At 68.2% G+C, this 19,334-nt stretch carries 15 protein-coding genes and 1 pseudogene; 10 read left to right on the top strand and 6 right to left on the bottom strand.

Annotation, left to right across the window (positions count from 1 at the left end; genetic code table 11):
* Positions 1-24 precede the first annotated feature (24 nt).
* The 3 genes from NR810_RS28130 to NR810_RS28120 form a co-directional block, all read right to left on the bottom strand.
* On the bottom strand, positions 25-816 hold the full coding sequence (locus NR810_RS28130; RefSeq protein WP_257457131.1) for a DNA alkylation repair protein: 792 nt from the start codon (positions 814-816) through the stop codon (positions 25-27).
* Positions 817-842: 26 nt separating this feature from the next.
* Positions 843-1,616 carry an SDR family NAD(P)-dependent oxidoreductase gene (locus NR810_RS28125; RefSeq protein WP_257457130.1) on the bottom strand — a complete coding sequence of 258 codons (774 nt, stop codon included), beginning with the start codon at positions 1,614-1,616 and terminating at the stop codon, positions 843-845.
* Between the two features lie 165 nt (positions 1,617-1,781).
* Positions 1,782-2,396: a glutathione S-transferase family protein gene (locus tag NR810_RS28120; RefSeq protein WP_257457129.1), complete on the bottom strand. Its 615-nt coding sequence runs from the start codon at positions 2,394-2,396 to the stop codon at positions 1,782-1,784.
* A gap of 104 nt (positions 2,397-2,500) precedes the next feature.
* Here NR810_RS28120 and NR810_RS28115 point away from each other — a divergent pair, with 104 nt between their 5' ends.
* From NR810_RS28115 to NR810_RS28090, 5 genes and pseudogenes are all read left to right on the top strand, one after another.
* Complete coding sequence (locus NR810_RS28115) at positions 2,501-3,400, top strand: LysR family transcriptional regulator (protein WP_257457128.1); 900 nt, start codon at positions 2,501-2,503, stop codon at positions 3,398-3,400.
* A 67-nt stretch (positions 3,401-3,467) separates the two neighbouring features.
* On the top strand, positions 3,468-6,101 hold the full coding sequence (locus NR810_RS28110; protein WP_257457126.1) for a hypothetical protein: 2,634 nt from the start codon (positions 3,468-3,470) through the stop codon (positions 6,099-6,101).
* Positions 6,102-6,337: 236 nt separating this feature from the next.
* Positions 6,338-7,752 (top strand): annotated as a pseudogene (locus NR810_RS53045) (hypothetical protein).
* 7 nt (positions 7,753-7,759) lie between these two features.
* Positions 7,760-8,371 (top strand): hypothetical protein, encoded by a 612-nt coding sequence (locus NR810_RS28095; RefSeq protein WP_257457123.1) that lies wholly within the window; start codon positions 7,760-7,762, stop codon positions 8,369-8,371.
* A gap of 256 nt (positions 8,372-8,627) precedes the next feature.
* Positions 8,628-9,014, top strand: a complete 387-nt coding sequence (locus NR810_RS28090; RefSeq protein ID WP_257457122.1) for a hypothetical protein — start codon at positions 8,628-8,630, stop codon at positions 9,012-9,014.
* Between the two features lie 1,301 nt (positions 9,015-10,315).
* Here NR810_RS28090 and NR810_RS28085 read toward each other — a convergent pair.
* Entirely contained in the window at positions 10,316-10,768 is a 453-nt protein-coding gene (locus NR810_RS28085) for a hypothetical protein (protein WP_257457121.1), read from the bottom strand.
* A gap of 67 nt (positions 10,769-10,835) precedes the next feature.
* Entirely contained in the window at positions 10,836-11,090 is a 255-nt protein-coding gene (locus tag NR810_RS28080) for a hypothetical protein (RefSeq protein WP_257457118.1), read from the bottom strand.
* 112 nt (positions 11,091-11,202) lie between these two features.
* Between NR810_RS28080 and NR810_RS28070 the strand changes: the two genes are divergently transcribed.
* The 3 genes from NR810_RS28070 to NR810_RS28060 all read left to right on the top strand — a co-directional run bounded on the left by NR810_RS28070 (position 11,203) and on the right by NR810_RS28060 (position 13,604).
* Entirely contained in the window at positions 11,203-11,697 is a 495-nt protein-coding gene (locus NR810_RS28070; protein ID WP_407653842.1) for an RCC1 domain-containing protein, read from the top strand.
* Between the two features lie 682 nt (positions 11,698-12,379).
* Entirely contained in the window at positions 12,380-12,844 is a 465-nt protein-coding gene (locus NR810_RS28065) for a DUF6310 domain-containing protein (protein WP_257457116.1), read from the top strand.
* Position 12,845: 1 nt separating this feature from the next.
* Positions 12,846-13,604: a DUF5953 family protein gene (locus NR810_RS28060; RefSeq protein ID WP_257457115.1), complete on the top strand. Its 759-nt coding sequence runs from the start codon at positions 12,846-12,848 to the stop codon at positions 13,602-13,604.
* A gap of 407 nt (positions 13,605-14,011) precedes the next feature.
* Here NR810_RS28060 and NR810_RS28055 read toward each other — a convergent pair whose 3' ends face one another.
* A complete protein-coding gene (locus tag NR810_RS28055; protein ID WP_257457114.1) occupies positions 14,012-15,595 on the bottom strand; it encodes an acyl-CoA carboxylase subunit beta in 1,584 nt (527 codons plus the stop codon).
* A 75-nt stretch (positions 15,596-15,670) separates the two neighbouring features.
* Here NR810_RS28055 and NR810_RS28050 point away from each other — a divergent pair, with 75 nt between their 5' ends.
* Both NR810_RS28050 and NR810_RS28045 read left to right on the top strand, forming a co-directional pair.
* Positions 15,671-16,729 carry a hypothetical protein gene (locus NR810_RS28050; protein WP_257457113.1) on the top strand — a complete coding sequence of 353 codons (1,059 nt, stop codon included), beginning with the start codon at positions 15,671-15,673 and terminating at the stop codon, positions 16,727-16,729.
* Positions 16,730-16,988: 259 nt separating this feature from the next.
* Entirely contained in the window at positions 16,989-19,328 is a 2,340-nt protein-coding gene (locus NR810_RS28045) for an FG-GAP repeat domain-containing protein (protein WP_257457111.1), read from the top strand.
* Positions 19,329-19,334 lie beyond the last annotated feature (6 nt).

Raw genomic sequence — 19,334 nt, 5'->3', positions numbered from 1 at the left:
CCGTGCTCCACCTGGCGCGCGAGGTCAGCGCGCCCCCTTTGGGGCAGCTGGCCTCTTCCCGGCGCTCTTCTTCCTGACCGGAGCGGCCTTCGCCTTCGCGGCCGCCTCCATCGCCTTTCGTGCCGCGGTCTTCTCGCCTCGACGCAGCGCGAGCGACGCAGCGATCCACTCCGGCGCGTAGCTCGACGTGCAGCCCTTCGGGATCGGCCGCGGGTCCCACCGGCCGAGGCGCTCGCCGATGGCGATGGCCTCCGCGGTGTACGCGGGCAGGTGGATGCCGATCCAGACGAGGCAGAAGTTGATGCCCTCTTTCACCCGGTACGGTGCGGCCGGCAACTCATGCTCGATGCGCGCGAGCGTCGCGCGGACGTCGAGGTCCTTCGCGAGCCCGCGCGCGATGCGCCCGGCGAGGAGCCTCCACCCGGCGCGGCGGGGAAGCTCCTTGCCGCCGTCCATCCACCGCACCTGCAGCGCCTCGGCGATGGGCGCATGCACGAGCACGCGTCCAACGAGCTCGTCGACCAGGGTTGGGTTCGAGAGCGGCTCGAGGAGCGCGCGCGCCTCCTTCTCGGTGAGCGCCTCGGGAGCGAGCAGCATGCACGCGAGGATGCGCGCCTCGTGGTTGCCCGTCGCCCACAGCTCCAGGCCGAGCGCGTGGTTCGTCCCGAGCGCCTCCGCGAGGCCACGGATCTTGCCGAGCAGCACGCCGAAGACGTTGTCGCCCGCGCCATCGCGCACGTAGCGCTGGCGCACCTTCTCGTCGCCCTGAGCTTCGAGCTGCTTCATTACCTGGGACAGCGTCATCGTTTTCGGCATGCGAGTCTCCTCGATGGTTGTCGATATCAGGGCAGGCTGGAGGACCAGCCACCGTCCACGGTGTAGGCGCCGCCGGTGCAGAAGCTGCTCTCCTCGCTGGCGAGGAAGAGGTTCAGCCGGGCGACCTCCTCGTTGGAGGCGAAGCGCTTGAGGGGCACGCGTCCGGCGACCCAGGCCCGGATCGCGGCCTCATTGCCGGCCCCCAGGGTCCGCTCCACGTTGGTCATCATGTCGTTGTCGACGGGGCCCGGGCACACCGCGTTGACCCGGATGCGGTGGGGCGCGCCGTCGATCGCGCTCGCGCGCGCGATCCCCACGACGGCGTGCTTGCTGGCCACGTACGGCGAGGAGATGCCCATCCCCCCGAGGCCTCCCGACGAGGAGGTGAGGATGATGCTCCCGCCGCCGCGCTTCTGCATCTCGGGGAACGCATATTTGATGGACAGCCACGTCCCGCGCACGTTGATGGCCATCACCGAGTCGAAGGCCTCCACGGGGATGTCGGAGATGGGGCCGAACTGCCCCTGGATGCCCGCGTTGCTCACCAGGATGTCGAGCCCGCCGTGGCGCTCCACCACCTCACGGAGGTAGCGCTGGGTGTCCTCGGCCTGGGAGACGTCCGCCACGGTGTAGCTGACGTTCTCGTGGTTGATCGCCTGCACCGTCTTGCGGAGCTTCTCCTCGTTCCGGCCCACCACCACCACCCGGGCTCCCTCCTGGACGAAGAGCGCGGCCGTCGCCGCTCCGATGCCACTGCCGCCGCCGGTGATGACCGCGACCTTGTCCTGCAACCGTTTCATGATGTGCCCCCTCTCGAGGTCCGCTGGTGCTCCAGCGGCCGCAGATACTAGAGAGCGCGCGTCAGCGGCACCAGACGCTGTCTGAGAGGAGAACCTGCGCAGTCGACGGAAAGTGGCGAAACCCGCCCCCCTTGACGCGAGCGGGCTTTCCCTTCTCCACCCGCCTCACCCCGAGACGGCCCTTCGCACAGCCGGACGTTGAGCGTGGCGCTTGACGTACTCCGCCAGCCTCGGGTGTCCATCGAGCAGCTTCAGCGTGTTGGCCCAGTGGAGGATGGACACCATCACCACATCGGCGGCGGTGAATGCCCCTCCCACGAGGAATTCACGGTCGCCGAGGCCCCCGTTGATGACGTCGAGCACGGCCGCGAGTCGGGTCCTGTGCTTCGCGAGCTCTTCCGCCGAGTGCGCGCTGGCCTGCTCCTCCTCGGGCAACTGTGCGTGCTGGTGGAACGCCATCACCACGGGATCGAGGGTCAGCTCGGCGAAGACCATCCACTGGTAATAAGGGCCGCGCTCCGTGGAACCCATGGGCGGCGCCAGGTGCTTCTCCGGGAACCGGTCGGCCAGATGGAGACAGATGGCCAGGGACTCGAGCAGCGTGACGTCCCCCTCCACCAGGGCGGGGACTTCGCCCAGCGGATGCACCGCCAGGTAGGCGGGGGTGCTGTTCTCCTGTCGAGAGAGGTCGAGTTTGACCAGCTCGTAGGGGACCCCGAGTTCCTCCAGCAGCCATCGGGCACGGGTTGCTCGGGTTCGGGGGGCAAAGTAGAGCTTCATGGGTGTGCACCTGGGGTTGGCGGGAGGCGGTAACATGCGGCGGCCAGGGGTCCCCGGACAATCCAGCCCCAGGCGAACTCATTGTCAGGCTAGACTTGACGGTCATGATTTCACCAGCCGACATGATGCTCTTCGTCGCGGTCGTTCGAGAGGAGAGCTTCACCCGGGCGGCGCGCCGGCTCGGCATCACCAAGCAGACCATCAGCGAGCGCATCCGCAATCTGGAGGAGCGGCTCGGGGTGCGGCTTCTCGAACGAACCACGCGGCGCCTGCGGGTCACCCAGGCAGGAGCGACGTACTACGAGCGCTGCTCCGCCATCGCCGCCCAAATCGACGAGGCGAACAGCGAGGTGCAACAGCGGCAGGCGGAGCCCACCGGCCTGCTGCGGGTGTCCTCGCCGGTACTCTACGGGCGGCGATACCTGACACCCGTGATTGCGCAGTACCTCGCCAGTTATCCCCAGGCGCGGGTGGAGCTGGTGCTGGCGGACCGCCGTGTCCACCTCATCGAAGAGGGGCTGGATGTCGGGATTCACATCGGCCCGCTCGACGACTCGTCGCTCGTGGCGAGAAAGCTCGGCGAGGGTCCGATTCACTTCGTGGCGAGCCCTCGCTTCCTATCGAAGTACGGCGCGCCGAGCGCCAGGGCGCTCCACTCCGCGCGCTGCATTGGCTTCAGTCCGTTCGAGACGTGGGAGGCCGAGGGGGTGAAGTCTCGAATCGATCCGGTCCTGACCGTGAATGATCTCGAGCTCGCGTGTGAGGCGGCGATCGCCGGGATCGGCATTGCGCGCGTCCCGGCCATCCTCTGCCGGGACGCAGTCCGTGACGGCCGGCTGAAAATCCTCTTCGGCCCGAAGCCCGCGAGCCTGCGGGCCATCCACGTCGTCTACCCGAGCCGGCTGAATCTTCCGGCCAAGGTCCGGCTCTTCGTGGATGCCATGGCCACGCTGGCCGAGCCGAGCTTGTCGCCGCACAGTGGCTCGCGGCGAAAGCGCTCCTGAGGGCTTGATCCTGGAGACTCAACGGGCCGCGTGGCCCTGGGCTATCGTGGGGGTGAAGGGGGACGGCATGCCACGCCTCATCTGTGTGTCTCGCGAGCCGGAGGGGCTCATCGCGCTCCTGCTGCCCGAGGAGGAGGGCGCGAGCCGCCTCGTCCGGAGGCCACTCGGCGAGGTGAAGGGCGACGGCTCGCGGGAGCGCGCGGCGCTGCTCGCGTCCTGGGAGCACCTGGGCCGGGCGCGCGGCGCGACGGTGGACACGCTCACCCACGTGCTGCGGGTGCTGCTGCACACCGTGCCGGGTGAGTTGGGCCCCGCGCCCGCGCTGGCCCACCCCTGGCTGGAGCCGCCCCCCGCGCCGCACAAGAGGACCGCCGCCCACCCCCGGGGCTACCGGGGCACCACCTATCAGCCGCCCAAACGGAGCCAGCCCGAGGCGCTCGACGTGCGGCCCTACCTGCTGCACCGCTCCACGGCGCGGGCCCTGCTCGAGCCCCTGCGGCCCCACCTGGCCGAGGCCCTCCAGCGGCTTGGAGACGAGGGCCTGTCGCGCGAGCGGCTGGCGCAGGTGGATCGCGCGCTCACGGCGCCGGGACGCGTGGACGTGGCCCTGGCGTGGCGCCATGGCGTCCTGGAGGCGCGGAGCGCCGAGCTGCCCGGGAGCCTGCTCCGGCTCGGGTGCCTGTTGCGGCCGGGCGAGGCCTCCGACTTCCACCGGCTGTTCGCGCTGCGGGGACGCCTGGCGCTCGACTCCCACCCCGAGGTGGGGGTGCTCGCCGCGCGGCTGCTGGCGGAGTGGGTGCCGGACAAGGGCCTGGGCTGGCTGGAGGTTACCGCCTCGCTCGAACCCGAGCACCAGGCGGGGTTGCTCCAGGCCCTCTTCGAGACGAAGTCCAAGGTGGCGGGCCTCGAGCCTGGCCGGTACGATCTCCGCATCGAGGACTTCGCGGCCGAGGTGCCGGGACGGCGGCGGTACTACCTGTGTGGCCTCGCCCTGGGCTTGACCAGCGAGTACCTGCTCAGTGGCTACCGGCTGCTGGAGGCCCTCGGAGACTCCCCCCGACGGGACTGGCTGACCCACGCGCTGCCCACGGCGAGTGGCCCCGTCCCGGAGGAGCTCCTGCTGGACCTCTTCGCCTTCGCGGAGATCGAGCTCGAGGAGGCCACCCTGGTGACGCTGTGGGGGCTGTGTGGCCAGTTCCCGGACTTCGCCGGGCTGCTCGTGGACACGCCCTGGCGGCGCTTGAGCCCGGGCGCGGCGGGGCGGCTGGTGGAGGGCCTGGCCGAGGCCTGGGCGCCCGACGAGGAGGAGCCACGGGCGTGGGGGGCCATCCGGCGTCTCCATCCCCGGCTGCTCCGGCTGCTGGAGCGCATTCCGGCGAGCCACCAGCGGCGCGCGGTGCAGATGGTGTTCAACCTTCTGGGCGACATGGGGGCGAAGTGGTCGGGCCCGGACTGGCTGGAACCCACCGTGTTCACCCTGGCCGAGCGCGTGTGCCAGCCGCCCTTCGGGGACGCGGACCGCCTGTCCTACGCGCTCGAATCCCTGGTGAATCACCCCGAGCCCTCGGTGCGCGAGCGGCTCACGCGCCTTCCGGAGCGGAGCCTGTCGTGCCTGGAGGAGAGCTGCTCCCGGGGAGACCTGGCGGGGCTGGTGGGCGAGGGAATGGCGGACCTGGTGGCGCGGAGGGCGGACCTGGTGCTCGCGGCCCTGGAGTCCTGCCCCGAGACCCTGGCGCGAACGGTGGCGCTGCTGGGCACACCGCACAAGGAGGCCCGGGCCGCGCTGTGGGAGGACTTCGCCCGGCACCCCTGGGTCCGGGAGGATCCCCTGGAGTGGGAGCCCGGGCGCCTCGTGGCGAGCCTGCGCGAGCATGGGAGCGAGGGCGTGGACAGCCCGCTGCCGAGGAAGGCGCGGCTGGCGTGGGAGGCGGGGGAGACGCTGTCCCCGGCCCGGACGGAGCGGGCGCTGCGCCTGGCGCGGACCCAGCTGCCCCGGCTGCGGATGCAGTTGCTGGCGCGGCATGTGCTCGAATTCCTGCGCGGAAGCCTCGCGGCGGACGTGGGGGACACGCGGGTGCGGCACGCGCTGCAGATGGCGCGGCTGGTGGAGGGCAACCGGCGGGGCCTGCGCCGGCTGCTCCAGCATTACTTCGCGGGCGAGCGCGACTTCATCCGCGAGCACCCCGAGTCCCGCGCCTGGTTCGCCCGCCACCCCCGGGTGAAGCCGGAGACGTGGCTCGCGGGGCCGGTGCTGAGCTGGGAGGTACCGGGGTGGGGGCGGGTGACGCTGGAGATGGAAGGGGACGCGCTGGAGGTGCTGCGCATGGGCACCTACGTGGGGAGCTGCTTCGGCCTCAATGGCATCCGCGCGGAGTCCGCAGCGGCGGTGGCGCTCGACATCAACAAGCGGGTGCTCTACGCGCGGGACGCGCGGGGGAGCGTGCTGGCGCGGCAACTGCTCGCCATCTCGCGGAAGGACACGCTGGTGCCCTTCGCCGTGTACCCGCCGAGCACGCCACCCGCGCTCCAGGCGCTATTCCTCGACTACGACCTGGCGTTCGCCGAGGCGCTGGGCCTGCCCCTGAGTGAGGGCGTCACGGAGCCCGAGGTGGAGTACGTGCTGTCGAGCTCCTTCTGGCATGACGGCGCGTGGGACCTGGGCGCGCTCGAGGCCATGCCTTCGACCGGATCCAGGCGATGAGCATCCTCACTCCGCGCGCCCAGGGCGTAGTGCAGCACGAGCAGCTCCCCCAAGAGGGAGTAGAGCCGGAGCAGCAAGAGGCGAGCCCCCCGCTTGAGGCAGCAGCGAAGGCGGAAGCAAAGAAGGATCGGACGCCGCGAGTGGATTGGGCCGGGCTGCTGCGCAGGACGGAAAGCGCTGGGCGTGTTGGCCTGCGTACGGTGTGGGGGCAGGCGCCGGGTGCTGGAGTCCTGGGGCTGGGGAGTGCGGGGGAGTGCGGCGGTACGCAGCTCAAGGCTCGGCGGCGAGGCCCGCCCCCCTGGGCGCCGGCAGGCGCCCTCTGGCTCATCGTCCTCTTCCTCCACGCGGCCTGCGCGACGCGGGGCCCGGCGGGGAAGCGGGGGGAGGGGGGGATCCGCGGCTGGGAGGAGGCAGCGGGGAGCGAGGCGCGAACGGCGCCGAGGGAGCTGCAGCCGGTGGTCATTGTGTACGCGGGCCATGTCGAGGCGGGCGGGAAAACACGGGTGGTGGCCGTCACGCGGGAGGAGTACCAGCGCGCGGTGGCGCAGCTCCTCCAGCACCACCAGGTGCAGGGGACACCCCAGGAGGCCGCACAAGGGCTGCTTCAGGCCATGCCCGAGGAGGAGCTGCTTGCCGAGGTGTACCGGGACAGGGTCCTCACGCTGGTGCCCCTCACCGACAAGGGCTCGCCTCGCTGGTGTGGGCCGCGGGCCTGTATCTGGCGCTCTGGCTGCTACCGGAGCCGAGCACGAAGGCAGTTGCGGCCGCGCTCTCGGTGGTGCTGCTGGCCTGGCTGGGCGTGGACGCCATGTGGGGCCTCATGGACGGGTGGGCCAGCATGGCGCACGCGGCACACGAGGCCACCACGTTCGAGGAGCTGCGCGACGCCGGCGAGGCCTTCGGCAAGCGCATAGGGACGGACGCAGCCCGGGCCCTCATTCTCGCGGTGGCCACCCTCACCCGGCGGACTCTCGGCGAGGTAGCAACGCACCTGCGCTCACTGCCCAGGTTCAACCAGGTGCAGGCTCAGTGGGCGGCCCAGGGCATGGAGGGCTCTGTAGCGGTGGCGATGGAGGAGGCCGCCGCGGTGGAGGTGGTGGTGGAGCAGAGCCGCGCCCTCGTCGTCCTCACGTCCCCGCAGGCGCCCGTCGCCATCAACGTCCTGGCGAGGAGCGGCAGCTCGGGAGCAGCTTGAGGGCACTCGGGCACCGTGGCCATCCAGCACCGTGGTGGAAATAGGCAGGTCATCCTCAGCAATGGCGAGCGGTGGCACCTCCCGCGAGGCAAGAGCCACAGGGACATACCGGCGGAGGACCGGCTAGGCGACGAGCTGCAGGCGGCTGTGAGGGAGGAAGCGGCGAAGTGGTCCCGGGCTATGCTGTCGGATGACGAAGTGCGGGCAATCGACAGGATGCGGCGCCGCAGCTTGGAGCATCGTGCGAATCTCCTGGAGCGTCAGGCGCGAGGGCGATGGGTCGAGGCGCAGGTGAAGGACCGATTCCCCGGTTTGTCCTGGAACAGCCGCGGAGTAGACATCACCGGCCCGGGCGGACAGAGTTACCATTACGAGATCCTGTCGGGCACTGAGTCCAACTTCGCGCTGCACGGGCGGCGGATGGCCAGCACATTCTTCCGCATGATCTTCTTCTGAGGTCCTCGTGACTCCCAACATCCACTACGAGAAGCGAGAGATCATCGGCGAGCGGCTGGAGCTGCTGAAAGGCCCATTCTACTGGCTCGGCCCCGACCTGACGCTGCGCGACTGCACGGTCATCATCAGTGCCGCGCGGCGCGCAGTGAGCTTGGTATCAGGGCAGCTCGTCAACTGCACCATTCAGGCGAAGGGCCAGCTGAAGGGCCTGCCGTGGGCCACGATGAAGCTGAAGGGGTGCCGGTTCAAGGGTAGCTACACCGGCAATGACTTCGGCTTCCGCGAGGACGTGGACGAGAGGTGGAGGGCGGGTGGGATCGAGGACTGCGACTTCTCCGAGGCGCAGCTCGAGGGGTGCCGCTTCTTCAATTGCGACATGACTTCGATTCGGCTGCCGCGCTGGCCGTGCTTCACCTTCCTGGACGCACGCCGGCACGCGGCGGAGCTGGCGCGGCGCGAGTGGCCCGGGTCCTTTGACTCCGTCATCAGGACGGTATGCGATCCGCCAAAGGGCACGGTCGCGTCGGCGTGGCACGCGCCCACCATTGCGAAGAAGAGCGACACAACTGTCGAGGAACTGCGCGCGGCCCTCGAGGGGGCGCCCGGGATCTTCATGTAGGGCCCGGCTCTCGCCGGCGCAGGTACGAAAGAAAAACCCCGGCCCGAGGAGACCTCGGTGCCGGGGCTGTCGTCGGCAGTGCGTTTAGGTGGTGGATCCCAGTAGAGCGGGGAGGTGCTGCGACTGCTGGCCAAGCATCAGCCGGTGCTTCGGTGGACCCCACGGCTGGGGAGGTGGCAGCTACAACCGAGCCTTCCGGCGGACCTCCGAGCGGGGGACCACGACGCGAGTCGTGGCGGGGAGGGCGCAGCTGCAGGTGAAGGTGTTGCGCCAGCCGCGGACGGCAGCGTCCTTGCGCGAGGAGGTGGAGGACCGCACGCGGCGCCTCGCGCAATGCGAAAGCGGTGGGCAGGCGTCGGCGGCGAGTGAGCTGGTGGGAGTGCTGCCCGGGCTCCTCGCCCAGGAAGTCAAGGGTTTGACGCGGCTCCCGTGGGCGAAGGTGGGAGACTACGTGGTTGGGCCCGGTTCTGCGGGCGCCGCCACGACGATCTCCAAGCTCCTGTTTTCCGGTAGCGGCGGGAGGTCCGAGGCGGCGGTCCGTGTCATGGTGAAGAACACGGCTTCGGAGGGCTGGGTGGTCGAGGAGGTGACCCCGCATCTTCAAGTGAAGGTGAGAGGTAGCCAGGGTGCGGTTTTTCTTTAAATCGGGGCACCTACGAGTAGGTTGATGGCCATGCGCTACTCACCGTTTACTCTCGCTGCGTTGTCGCTCGTACTCTTGTTGGCATCCGGGTGACCCGATCCGGTCTGCGTCCCGGGCGAGACACAGTCGTGCTTTTGATTGGCGAGAGCACCTACGGCTCGCTCAATCGGGAGCGGCGTTCGCCCAATGACTACGAGCACAAGGGCAAGCTTTCCGAATCCATCCTCTATCTGTGCACGACGCGACTCATGCTCCACAGTCTCGCATGATCGCTCCTGCTCGACAGCATCTGAAATCCATTGACTTTGTGCGATACTGACGACTATGGGGACGTCTGGTGCATGGCAGTGTCACTTGATTGAGGCGAGATTGAGACACTTTTTGTTTGTATTCGTGTCGGTCGTTTGGGCTCTTGGATGCGGCGTGGCTGAAGATGTCAACATTGGGGACGAGCCAATCGCCCCGGATGTTGGTGCCGTCACGCAGGCGAATATATTGGGACCTCCGTGCCAAGCAATTTGTACGGCGCAAATGCCATGTGATACCCCGTGCATGTTGAATCCAGAAGGACCGGTTGCGTATTGTGGGGCTATCAGAGTTTGCACAAGCGAGTGCTCCAGCATCTGTTCTGGTTCTTCACGGTGTGATCGCGCGTGCACAATTAATGGTGCTGGGTCGACCTGTGGGAATTACGGTTCGTGTCTGTCCCCCCCGTCCTGTCTCGTTGAGATGTATACCGGCACCGGCTATGGGGGCGAGAGAGCCTGTTATGGTTCGCTTTTTGAATTCAACTCCGCCATCGCCAGTCAGTACCCAAATCCTGCATCTGAGATTGGTTTGCGATACCCCACGATTCTGCATGACAATGCGTACTCATCCTACAGGGATGCGCTTTCCATATGTTATGAGCGGGGCATCTCTCCTTGTCGCTTGAATGGGTCGAGTTTTGTAATCAATAACATTGTGGGCAGTTTCTATAAGGACCCATACCTCGATGATACTCGAGCCTACCTGTTCGACGGGCATGCTGATTTTGACTTTGGTGATACCCACTGGTTTGACTTGCCGTGGTATGGGGATATTGATGACAAGATATCCTCGCTGGACTTCAGCGTCAGCGTCAGTCAGTGATTGAGGAGGGCTGTCACCGCACGGCTTGCTGCCAGTCCCACAGTGCTGGCAGCAGGAGCTGGTGGTGGCGGAGGCGGGCACGATGAGGGGAAGGGTGAAGCCGGAGCTCCCCCCCAGGTAGTCAACGGCTGTGCAGTCGACAGAGCAGGCGGCACCGGTAGAGGCGCCGTCTAGGTGATGGTGCCTCCGGAGGGTGGGCGAGGGCTCCGCCGGTAGGCTCTCCACTCCAACTGCAGCGTGTCACCCGGGTTCCTCTCGCGGACGGTGGCGCGCAGGGACACGGTGCAGCCGGCGCTGACTTCGGCCGGGTGGGAGGTGACGGAGGTGAGGTAGGGCGCCTCTCTCTGCGTGGCGTTCGAGATGGCCAGGTCGTCGAGGGTGATGAAAACGAGTGTCTTCTTGCCGTCGGCAAGCGTGACGCTTGTGGCCTGTCCCGCGTAGAGCTGGGTGCCGGCGGCGTCTAGGACCCGGGCGGTGAAGGTCCTATCGGCGCCCTCGGCGAGCAGCATCCATGCGCCGGTCCAGGGGCTCATCTTGCCCGAGAGCGTGGTGGTCTCCGGGTCCTCCCCGGGTGCGGACACCTCCAGGCGGTGGGTGAAGGCGTGACTCAGGCCGCTCTTCAAGCCACTCCGGTTGAGCTCCTCTGCTATCTGCGAATCGCTGTAATGCTTCCTGGCGAGCTTGCGAATCTCAGCGATGACCTGGAGTGGCGTCCTTCTGGATTCGGAAAACGTGGGCCGAGGCGTTTTCTTGGTGGTCATCGCTTGCCTCGTGTCCGGCGGGAGCCTTGGTGAGGGCCTTGAGTAGCACGTCGGCCAGCACGCCCAGCAGCTGGTGAGCGACGACGAGCCGCTCCTGTGCTCGGCGGTGGAGCGGATTTGGAGTCCGCCCCATGACGTGGAATTCATCCTGCTGGCGGCCAGTGCTCGCCTTTGCGTCCTTCACTGTGGGTGAATACAAGCTGACAACGTGTTAACCGGATGGCACCGTCTGGGCCTGGGGTAGAAACGCAAGCGGCCAGCTCGGCGACGGCACCACCACCCAACGCACGGCTCCGGTGCAGGTGCCAGGCCTCTCCGGCATCGTCCTCCTCTCCGTCAATGGAAATCACTCCCTGGCGGTGGGCCATGACGGAACGCTGTGGGCCTGGGGAGTCAACGGCCACGGTCAGCTGGGCGATGGTGCCGCCACCGACAAGCGCACCACTCCGGCGCGGCTCGCCAGCCTGCCTGGCGTCATCTCCATCGCCGCGGGGAATCGGTTCTCGGTGGCGGTGAGGAGTGATGGCAGCGCGTGGGCCTGGGGCTACAGCCTGGACGGACAGCTGGGTGATGGCTCCACAGCCACCGTGCGCACGACGCCCGTGCGGGTTCAGGGACTGACGGACGTCACCCGCGTCGCGGCGAGCATGCACAACGCGGTCGCGGTGAAGAAGGACGGCACGGTCTGGACCTGGGGAGGCAATCTCAGCGGCCAGTTGGGCGACGGCACCCAGCCTGGCTATACCGCCAAGAGCATCAGCCCTGTCCAGGCGCTGGACCTCCAGCTCTGAGCGGGCAGCACGACGAAGCGCGACGCTGCAAGAGGGGGAGAGGTTGTGCCCCTCGCGCGCTCGTTCGTCGCTGTCGAAGCGTGCTGGCATACTCCCCAGCGGGCCCGACTTGAGCCTGCCCCCCCCTCGCTTGATGAAAGGACGTGACGATGCGCTTGCGAGCTTGGACCGCGCTCCTGGTGCTGCTCACCGCCTGCGCTAGCGCGCCCGCCTCGCAGTCGATGCCACGGTCCCAGGCCTTCGCGTCGACTCCCACTTCGAGCCCGCGCATCCGGCTCGTTTCCGCGCCGATGGAGCCGGCACCGGATCGGTCGTGGATTGGAAAGGCGGACCTGGACAAGGCCAGGGCGCTGCTGTCTCGGGCACGCAAAGACATCGAGCCGCATCAGTGGGAACAGCTGGACCGCAAGCTCACCGCAGCGGAACGGGCCTTCGAGCGCTTCTCCCGCGCAGCGAGGACGAGCGGGCAAGCCGCTGAGGTGGCGAGGGGCGCCGAGGGCCTCGCCCAGGCTGGACGCGCAAGCGAGGCCCCTTTGGCGCTCTCCAGGGTGGGCCCGGTGCTCGTGGCCCTCGTCCTGCTCTGGCCCTCCAGCACCGCCGGGCCGGAGTCTGACAGCCATCCGCCCTGGGTCGACGCTCAACGGGTGCTCGAGGCCCGACTGCGGGACGTCTCGAACTCATTGTGGAACTCGAGGCCCAGCCTCGTGCGACGAAAGCACCGGCCCGGGAGCCGTCACCGCGAAAGCAGCCCGCGACCGCCCTCACCCAGGAAGAAGACGACCCGAGATGCAAGCCCATCCCCTTGCCGCGCCACCGTGGCGGGCATGACCCGCACAACGAATGCGCCGACAAGATGCCGGGCAACGCCTTCCCTGGTGGGGATGTGTACGTGAATGGGAAGAACTTCGACGCGCTGCAACTGGCCACGCGCACGCTCTGGGAGGTCAAAACGGATGACTTTGAGAAACAACCGCCTCGCTCGCGGCAGTTCTTGGTCGAAATGAAGTTGCCGGAAATACAGCGAGAGCGAAGGCTTGCTGCGGAATGTGGCTTTAAATTTGTCGTCGGCGTTCGTAGCGAAGCACACAAAGCAGCTCTGCTCCGAGCAGACCCCAGCCTTGACGTAGTAGTCATGAATTGGTGTTGAAATGTCAGACGCAAAAGATTCCCTCACCCTCAATGTCTATGCGCCTTCACTCATGAGTCATGATGAGCGCAGACTTGCCATCGTTCATGGGATGGAACGAGCTTTCCCTGGTTTGTACCTGGGATGGACGATGTCCAAGGAAGAAGGACTCGTCTCTTTGCCCCAACGAGATGAATGGGTCGAAAGAGAGAGAGCAGATGGGGATTTCCCGTTCCTCTGTAATGACGATGACAACCATGTCGTGACGCTAGGCGGATGGGAAATCCCGGCGGGCCGTTATCCGGGCGCCCAGCCGCAGCTTCAAATCCATGCGATGTTGCCGCTGGAGAACGCCGTTATCGCCGCTGCGGGGGGTGTATTGGCAGGTGTGGCGGAGGGTGCACAGGCTGTGTGGGGACATATAACGCCGGGAAGCGTGATGCTTGTCATTGCGGAGCAGATGGGGCCAAAGATGTATGGGCCACCAAAGCCACCACGGGGGTTGCCAGCGCTCAAGCTCCCAGACGCCATCCCCGCACCCGAGATTCCACATTGTCTCGGGTGGCTGAACTACTGGTCGGAAGCTGCCGCACGGGCCATCGGCTTTCCGGATCCCGCCCGCGACGCGGAGCTGCTTTCGCGCTCACGGCGTACCGCGACGGACGGGTGGGTTGTCCGGCTCACCGAGGCTCCGCTCGACCTGGACAACCCCGCGCACCTGGACGCGCTGACGCGGGCCTACGAGCGCTTCCCGGAGATCGGCGGGCGCTCCACCCCTTGAGGCCGGGCACGGCTCGCAGTTGCCGTGCTCAGGGCGCCGCCTTCTGGCTCACCGGGAAGGTGACGTTCCCGGGGTGACGGTACGGGGCCCCTGAGCTTCCCACAGCTTGAGAGTACAGGGGCAGCTGAGCTGCGCAGGCTTCCCCTGGGTGCCCACCACGACGCCGCCAGAACCATTGGGGGGAATGGGCGCCTCCTGCCACGCGGCATGCGCCACCTCTTCCCCGGTCGAGTCCACCAACGCCGCCCCTGCGGACGAGGTGTTTGACACCTTCGCCGCTACCCCGGTGCGCCCTCATGGAGGGCTTCTTCCTGCACGCCAACACGCACCTTCACGCGAACGACAGGCAGGGACTGGGCCAGGATTCCCAGGTCAGCCCCGACGGGATTCGAACCCGTCGGGGCAGGCTACACGGGGGAGATTTCGCGGCGGCGGAAGGGGCGCTCGACCTTCTTGTTGGCTGTGCGCTTGAGAGCCCGGGCCAGCAGCCTCCGTGTGTCGCGCGGGTCCACCACGTCATCCACCATCGCCATGGCCGCCGTGCGCTCGATGCGGATGTGCTGGCGCAGGCCGTCCGCCAGCTCCTTCTTCATGGCCTCGGCCGCCTCGGGGCTCTCCGCGCTCTGCAGCAGCTTGCGCGCCGCGATGGACACCATTCCCTCTGGGCCCATCACGCCAATCTCCGCCCCAGGCCACGCCACCAGCAGGTCCGGCTCGAAGGCCCGGCCGTTCATCACGTAATAGCCCGCCCCGTAACCCTTGCGCACCACCACCGTGAGCTTGGGCACCGTGGCGCTCGCCACCGCGTACATCATCTTCGCCCCGTGCCGGATGATTCCCTGCTGCTCCACCTTCGTGCCCACCATGAAGCCCGGCACGTCCTGTAGGAACACCAGCGGGATGTTGAAGGCATCGCACAGGTTGATGAACCGCGCCGCCTTGTCCGACGCGTTCACGTCCAGGATTCCGCCCAGGTACATCGAGTTGTTCGCCACGATGCCCACCGGCCAGCCATCGATGCGCGCCAGTCCTGTAATCAAGTTGCGCGCGAACCTCGGCTTGAGCGGGAAGAACTTCCGGTCATCCACCAGCGACAGGATGACCTTGTGCATGTCGAACGCCTGCCTCGGGCTCTCCGGTACCACCTTCAGCAGATCCTCGTCCCTCCGGTCGAACGGGTCCGACGACTGCTTGCGCGGCGGCTTGTCCTCGCAGTGCGAGGGGAAGAAGGACAGATACTCGCGGATGGCGGTGAGGCATGCCGCGTCGTCCGGGTACTCGGAGTCAGCAACCCCGGACAGCTCGTTGTGCACCTTCGAGCCTCCCAGCTCCTCCTCCGTCACCTTCTCGCCCACCACCGACTCCACCAGGTATGGGCCGCCAATGGCGATGGAGCTCGTTCCCTTCACCATGGGCACGAAGTCCGCCAGCGCCGGGATGTAGGCCGTACCCGCAGCTCCGGGGCCCACCATCGCCGCCACCTGCGGGATGACCCCGCTCATCACCACCTGCTCGCGGAAGAGGTACCCCGTGTCCGCGAAGCTCGCCAGGCGTCTCGGGTCCACCTCGCCTCCCGCCTCCAACCGCGCCCCCGCCGAGTCCACCAGCCACACCATCGGAATCCGGTTCTTCAGCGCGAGGTCCCTCAGCCTCGCCACCTTGCGCTCGCCCACCGTGCCGATGGAGCCCCCGAACACCGTGAAGTCGTAGATGGCCGCCGCCACCGGTCTGCCGTCGATCTCCCCCACGCCCGTGATGACGCCGTCCGCCGGCGAGGGCTTGCCCGGCGCCTCCTCCTCGGGGAGGTTGCCCTCCGCTCCGGCCAGCAGCCCCATCTCCTCGAAGGTGTTCTCGTCGAACAGCCGCTTCAGGCGCTCGCGGGCCGTCAGCTTTCCCTTGGCGTGCTGACGCTCGATCCGCTCCGGTCCCCCCATCCCCTCGTTGCGCCGGCGCTGCTCCTCCAGCTTCTCCACCCGATCCTTCATCTTCATGGTGTGGCCTCCCAGGAGAGTCGGGGCGATACCTTGCCAGAGCCGCGAGCACCCCCGGAAGGATAGAGTGGCGCCGTGTCTCCCATCGCCCTTCGTGTCCTCTGCCTGACCCTCGGGCTCGTCCTCGCCGGCTGCTCCGAGCCCTCCACGGAGCTCCGGCGCGCCGCCCGCGTGGAGGGCAGCGTGGCGCCGTCGGGCCCCGCCCGGGGCAATGCCTACCTGTTCCTGTTTTCTCCCGGCGAAGCGCCTCCGGAGCAGCGTGGGGTGCCGAGGTACGTGACCGCCGTGCCCGAGGTGCGCCTCGCGGCCGGGGACGCGCGCTTCCGCTTCTCCGAGGTGGGCCCCGACGTGTACCGGCTGTGGGGGTTCCTCGATGCCAATGGCGACGCGGACCTGACCGTCGACGTGCTCGCGCAGCCAGGGGCGGGCGATCAGGTGCCCGAGTCCTCGGTCGAGCTGAACGTCCAGCCGGGGCAGGTGCTGACGGCGGACCTCGCGCTGTCTCGCGGCGTGCGCCGTCCGCTTCCCGCGTTCCAGGTCGTGGAGCAGGGGGAGGGGGGCGTGCTGTCCCTGACGGACTCGGCCACGGCGATCACCTCGTTCTCCGTGAGGAGCGAGGGCTTCGGGTTGCTGCGCGGCGAGGAGCCCCGGTTCTTCGTCCGGCTCGCGGACACCAATGGGGACGGGACTCCAGATGACGTGAACGGGGATGGCGTGTTCGACCTGTGGCCCCAGTTCTTCCTGCGCTTCGTGCCTCGGCCCGGTCAGACCGTGCCGCTCGACAGCCAGGGGCGGCCCGCGCAGGTCCTCGTGCCGCTGCTGCCCAATCCGGCTCCGTTCCTTGGCGCCCTGCAGGGGGACCCGAGCCGGGAGATCGCCGCCGAGCTGCTGCAACTCTTCGTCATCCCGCTCGCCCAGGCCGTCACCGAGGAGCCCGGGCGGGGCAGGGTGGTGACCACGCTCGGGGCCATCCCCGTGGGCGAGTACGAGCTGTGGTGCGTGAACGACGAGGGGAGCTTCTGGTTCGTTCCCAACGATCTGGGACGGCGAGCGATGGAACCCGTGTCGGGCCAGGCGCTGCGGTTCCGCGTGCGTCACGCCGACACCGCGGATGCCGGAGCGGGCTCACCGTAGAGGGAGCGAGGGAGTAGCGGCGCGGCCTCGGGCGGACCGTTCTTGCGAGCCACGCGCCCCATGCGCATTTGCAGCGCAAGCGGGTCGAGGGGGAGCGGTGATGGTGTCGAGGGGCGGGTGGGGGAAGTGGGCGCGTGTGGGCCTGTACGCGGGGGCCTGGTTGTTCGCGGGGTGTCGTGTGGTGGACGTGGGGGAGGTGCCCGCCGAGGTTCCCTCGTCGGTCCCGTCGGCTCCTTCGGAGGATGTCTCTGCACCACCCGTGGAGCCACCGCCCCCGCTCGTCGAGCCTCCGCCCGTCGAGCCGGATCCGCCTGGCCCGGGCGGGAGCATGCCGCCTCCGGCCGAGCCGAAGCGTGAGCGGAGCGCCTGGTGGCGAGCCTCGTTCCACGCGGGCGTGTCGCCGCGAGGGCTCGCGGTGGGTGACTTCAATGGCGACGGTGCGGTGGACGTCGCCGTCAACGCGAGTGGCCGCAACTTCACGAGCCAGTACGTGAGCCGTGTCGGCGAGTTCCTCCTGTTGCTCAATGACGGGCGCGGAGGTCTCGGCAAGGTCACTGCGTTGCGAGACGTCCGGGGTGCGATGGGCCGTATCGCGGCTGGTGACGCGGATGGCGATGGCGATCTGGACGTGTTGGTGGGGACTCGCGGCGGGGCGCAGTTGCTGCTCGGGGAGGGGAACGGCTCCTTCGCGGTGAAGCCCTTCTCCTTTGGCGAGGGGGTCGTCTCCAGCCTGGGCTTCTGGAGCGGAGGCGCGGGTTCCCCTTTCCTGTGGGTGCTCGGTAACGAAGCCTCCGACGAGGGGCCCGGGAGCCTCGCCGGATTCAGTCTGCTGCGGCCCCGGGGAGACGGGGGCTTCGAGGCCTCGTTCCTCCAGTGGGAGGACGGAGGGGATGTGGTCTACATGCTGGACTCCGGCCTGGAGGCCGCGGTCGCGGACTACAACGAGGATGGCTTCGCGGATGTCGCGTTCAACGCCACCCTGGAGCATGGGCACAATGCCCACCTCTTCCTCGGAGACGCCATGGGCCGGGTCCGGGCCGCGGGGCTCGCGCTCTGGAGTGGTTTCGTCCGTCACCTGTACACTACGGACTTCAACCGCGATGGGCACGCGGATCTGCTCGCGGCAACCGCTACCCGGGCCTCGGTGTTCCTGGGCGATGGCCAGGGGGGGTTCTCCCTGGCTTCCACGGTGTTTCTCGAGCCCGATGCGACCGACGTCGCCGTGGTGCACCTCGACACCGATGGCCTTCCCGACGTGGTGGCCCTGCACGGCACGGGGGGCGCGGTGACCCTCCTGCGGGGGAAGGGAGATGGAACGCTCGTGTCGCGTGGCCAGTTGTCGGTGGGCCGGGCTCCGAGCGCCGCCGCCACGGCGGACCTGGATGGCGATGGCACGCCGGAGCTGCTGGTGGCCGAGGCGGACGACAACACGGTGTCCGTGTACGCCATCCCGGACGAGCTCGTCCGCGAACCGCTCGTCCCCTTCGCGTGCCCCCTGGCTTCCAGGCCCGGTGGCTCCTCCACGCTCCCGTCCGTGTCTCCGCTGGCGACGGTGGAGACAGGGGTGGTGAGCACGGACGTGGCGATGGGGGACTTCGATGCGGATGGGCGCCAGGATGTGGCGCTCGCGCTGCCGGAGAAAGGGGTCCGGCTGGTGCTGAACGCGGGGAACGGCACCTTCATGACCCGGGACGTCGCCTCACACCGCGAGGCGCGTGGAATCGTCGCGGGCGACTTCGACGGCGATGGCCGGACCGATCTCGCGGGTGCCTTCCGGCGTCTGGATGCTCCACCGGACACCTGGTATGGGCCTTCCGTGGGGGTGCTGTGGAACGACACGACGGCCCCCTTCGAGCGGGAGCTACCGCTCTGGGCCTTGGAGTATGTGGGGTACCACCTGGCCGCCGACTTCAATCGCGATGGGCGCATGGACCTCGTGGTCGCCGTCCCGGGGTACTGCCTCGGCACGGTGTTGCGCTTCACGAACCAGGGGGACGGCACGTTCCGCGGGGCTCGCCTGGAGGATTACAACCCCGAGCCGGATGACAGCTGCGCGGGTGTGGGAGCTCCGCTCGCCGCGGACTTCAATGGCGATGGCACGTTGGATCTCATCCACACGACGCTGGGCATCAACCTCAACCCCACCGCAGCGGATGGCTCCACGCTCCGGGGACACGGCTTCGCGTATCAGTTTTCCGCCGAGGAACTGCTCGGTGTCACGGATGCCGATGGTGATGGACGGATGGACCTGGTGCAGGCGGCGTCGCGCAACGGCGGCGTGGTGCTGTACCCCGGTGATGGGCACGGGTCGCTTGGGGCCGCCTTTCCGTGCGCGCCTCCCGTGGGAGACAAGACGCTCGCGCTGACGGACCTGGATGCTGATGGCGTTTCGGATTTCGTCGGTGTGTCCCAGGACAACACCACGCTGTGGGTGGCGCTCGGGACGGGCGGCGGCAACTGGGGCCGGGCGCGGCGCTACGAGCCAGGCGGACAGGTGGAGTGGGTCCGGCCCGTGAACCTGCTCGGAGACGCGCGCCCCGAGCTCGCCGTGATGCTGCGCTCGGGGCGGTTGGTGGTGTTCCCCACGCCGGAGTCATAGCCCCCC

The organism is Archangium lipolyticum (assembly GCF_024623785.1).
GTDB classification, from domain to species: domain Bacteria; phylum Myxococcota; class Myxococcia; order Myxococcales; family Myxococcaceae; genus Archangium; species Archangium lipolyticum.
Note: the sequence above shows the minus strand (reverse complement) of the source record. Positions and strands in the feature narration are given on the sequence as shown.

Excerpts from the sequence above, each read along its gene's own strand:
- NR810_RS28130 (WP_257457131.1), bottom strand. The coding sequence starts at position 816 with ATGCCGAAAACGATGACGCTGTCCCAGGTAATGAAGCAGCTCGAAGCT.
- NR810_RS28125 (WP_257457130.1), bottom strand. The coding sequence starts at position 1,616 with ATGAAACGGTTGCAGGACAAGGTCGCGGTCATCACCGGCGGCGGCAGT.
- NR810_RS28120 (WP_257457129.1), bottom strand. The coding sequence starts at position 2,396 with ATGAAGCTCTACTTTGCCCCCCGAACCCGAGCAACCCGTGCCCGATGG.
- NR810_RS28115 (WP_257457128.1), top strand. The coding sequence starts at position 2,501 with ATGATTTCACCAGCCGACATGATGCTCTTCGTCGCGGTCGTTCGAGAG.
- NR810_RS28110 (WP_257457126.1), top strand. The coding sequence starts at position 3,468 with ATGCCACGCCTCATCTGTGTGTCTCGCGAGCCGGAGGGGCTCATCGCG.
- NR810_RS28060 (WP_257457115.1), top strand. The coding sequence starts at position 12,846 with ATGTCAGACGCAAAAGATTCCCTCACCCTCAATGTCTATGCGCCTTCA.
- NR810_RS28055 (WP_257457114.1), bottom strand. The coding sequence starts at position 15,595 with ATGAAGATGAAGGATCGGGTGGAGAAGCTGGAGGAGCAGCGCCGGCGC.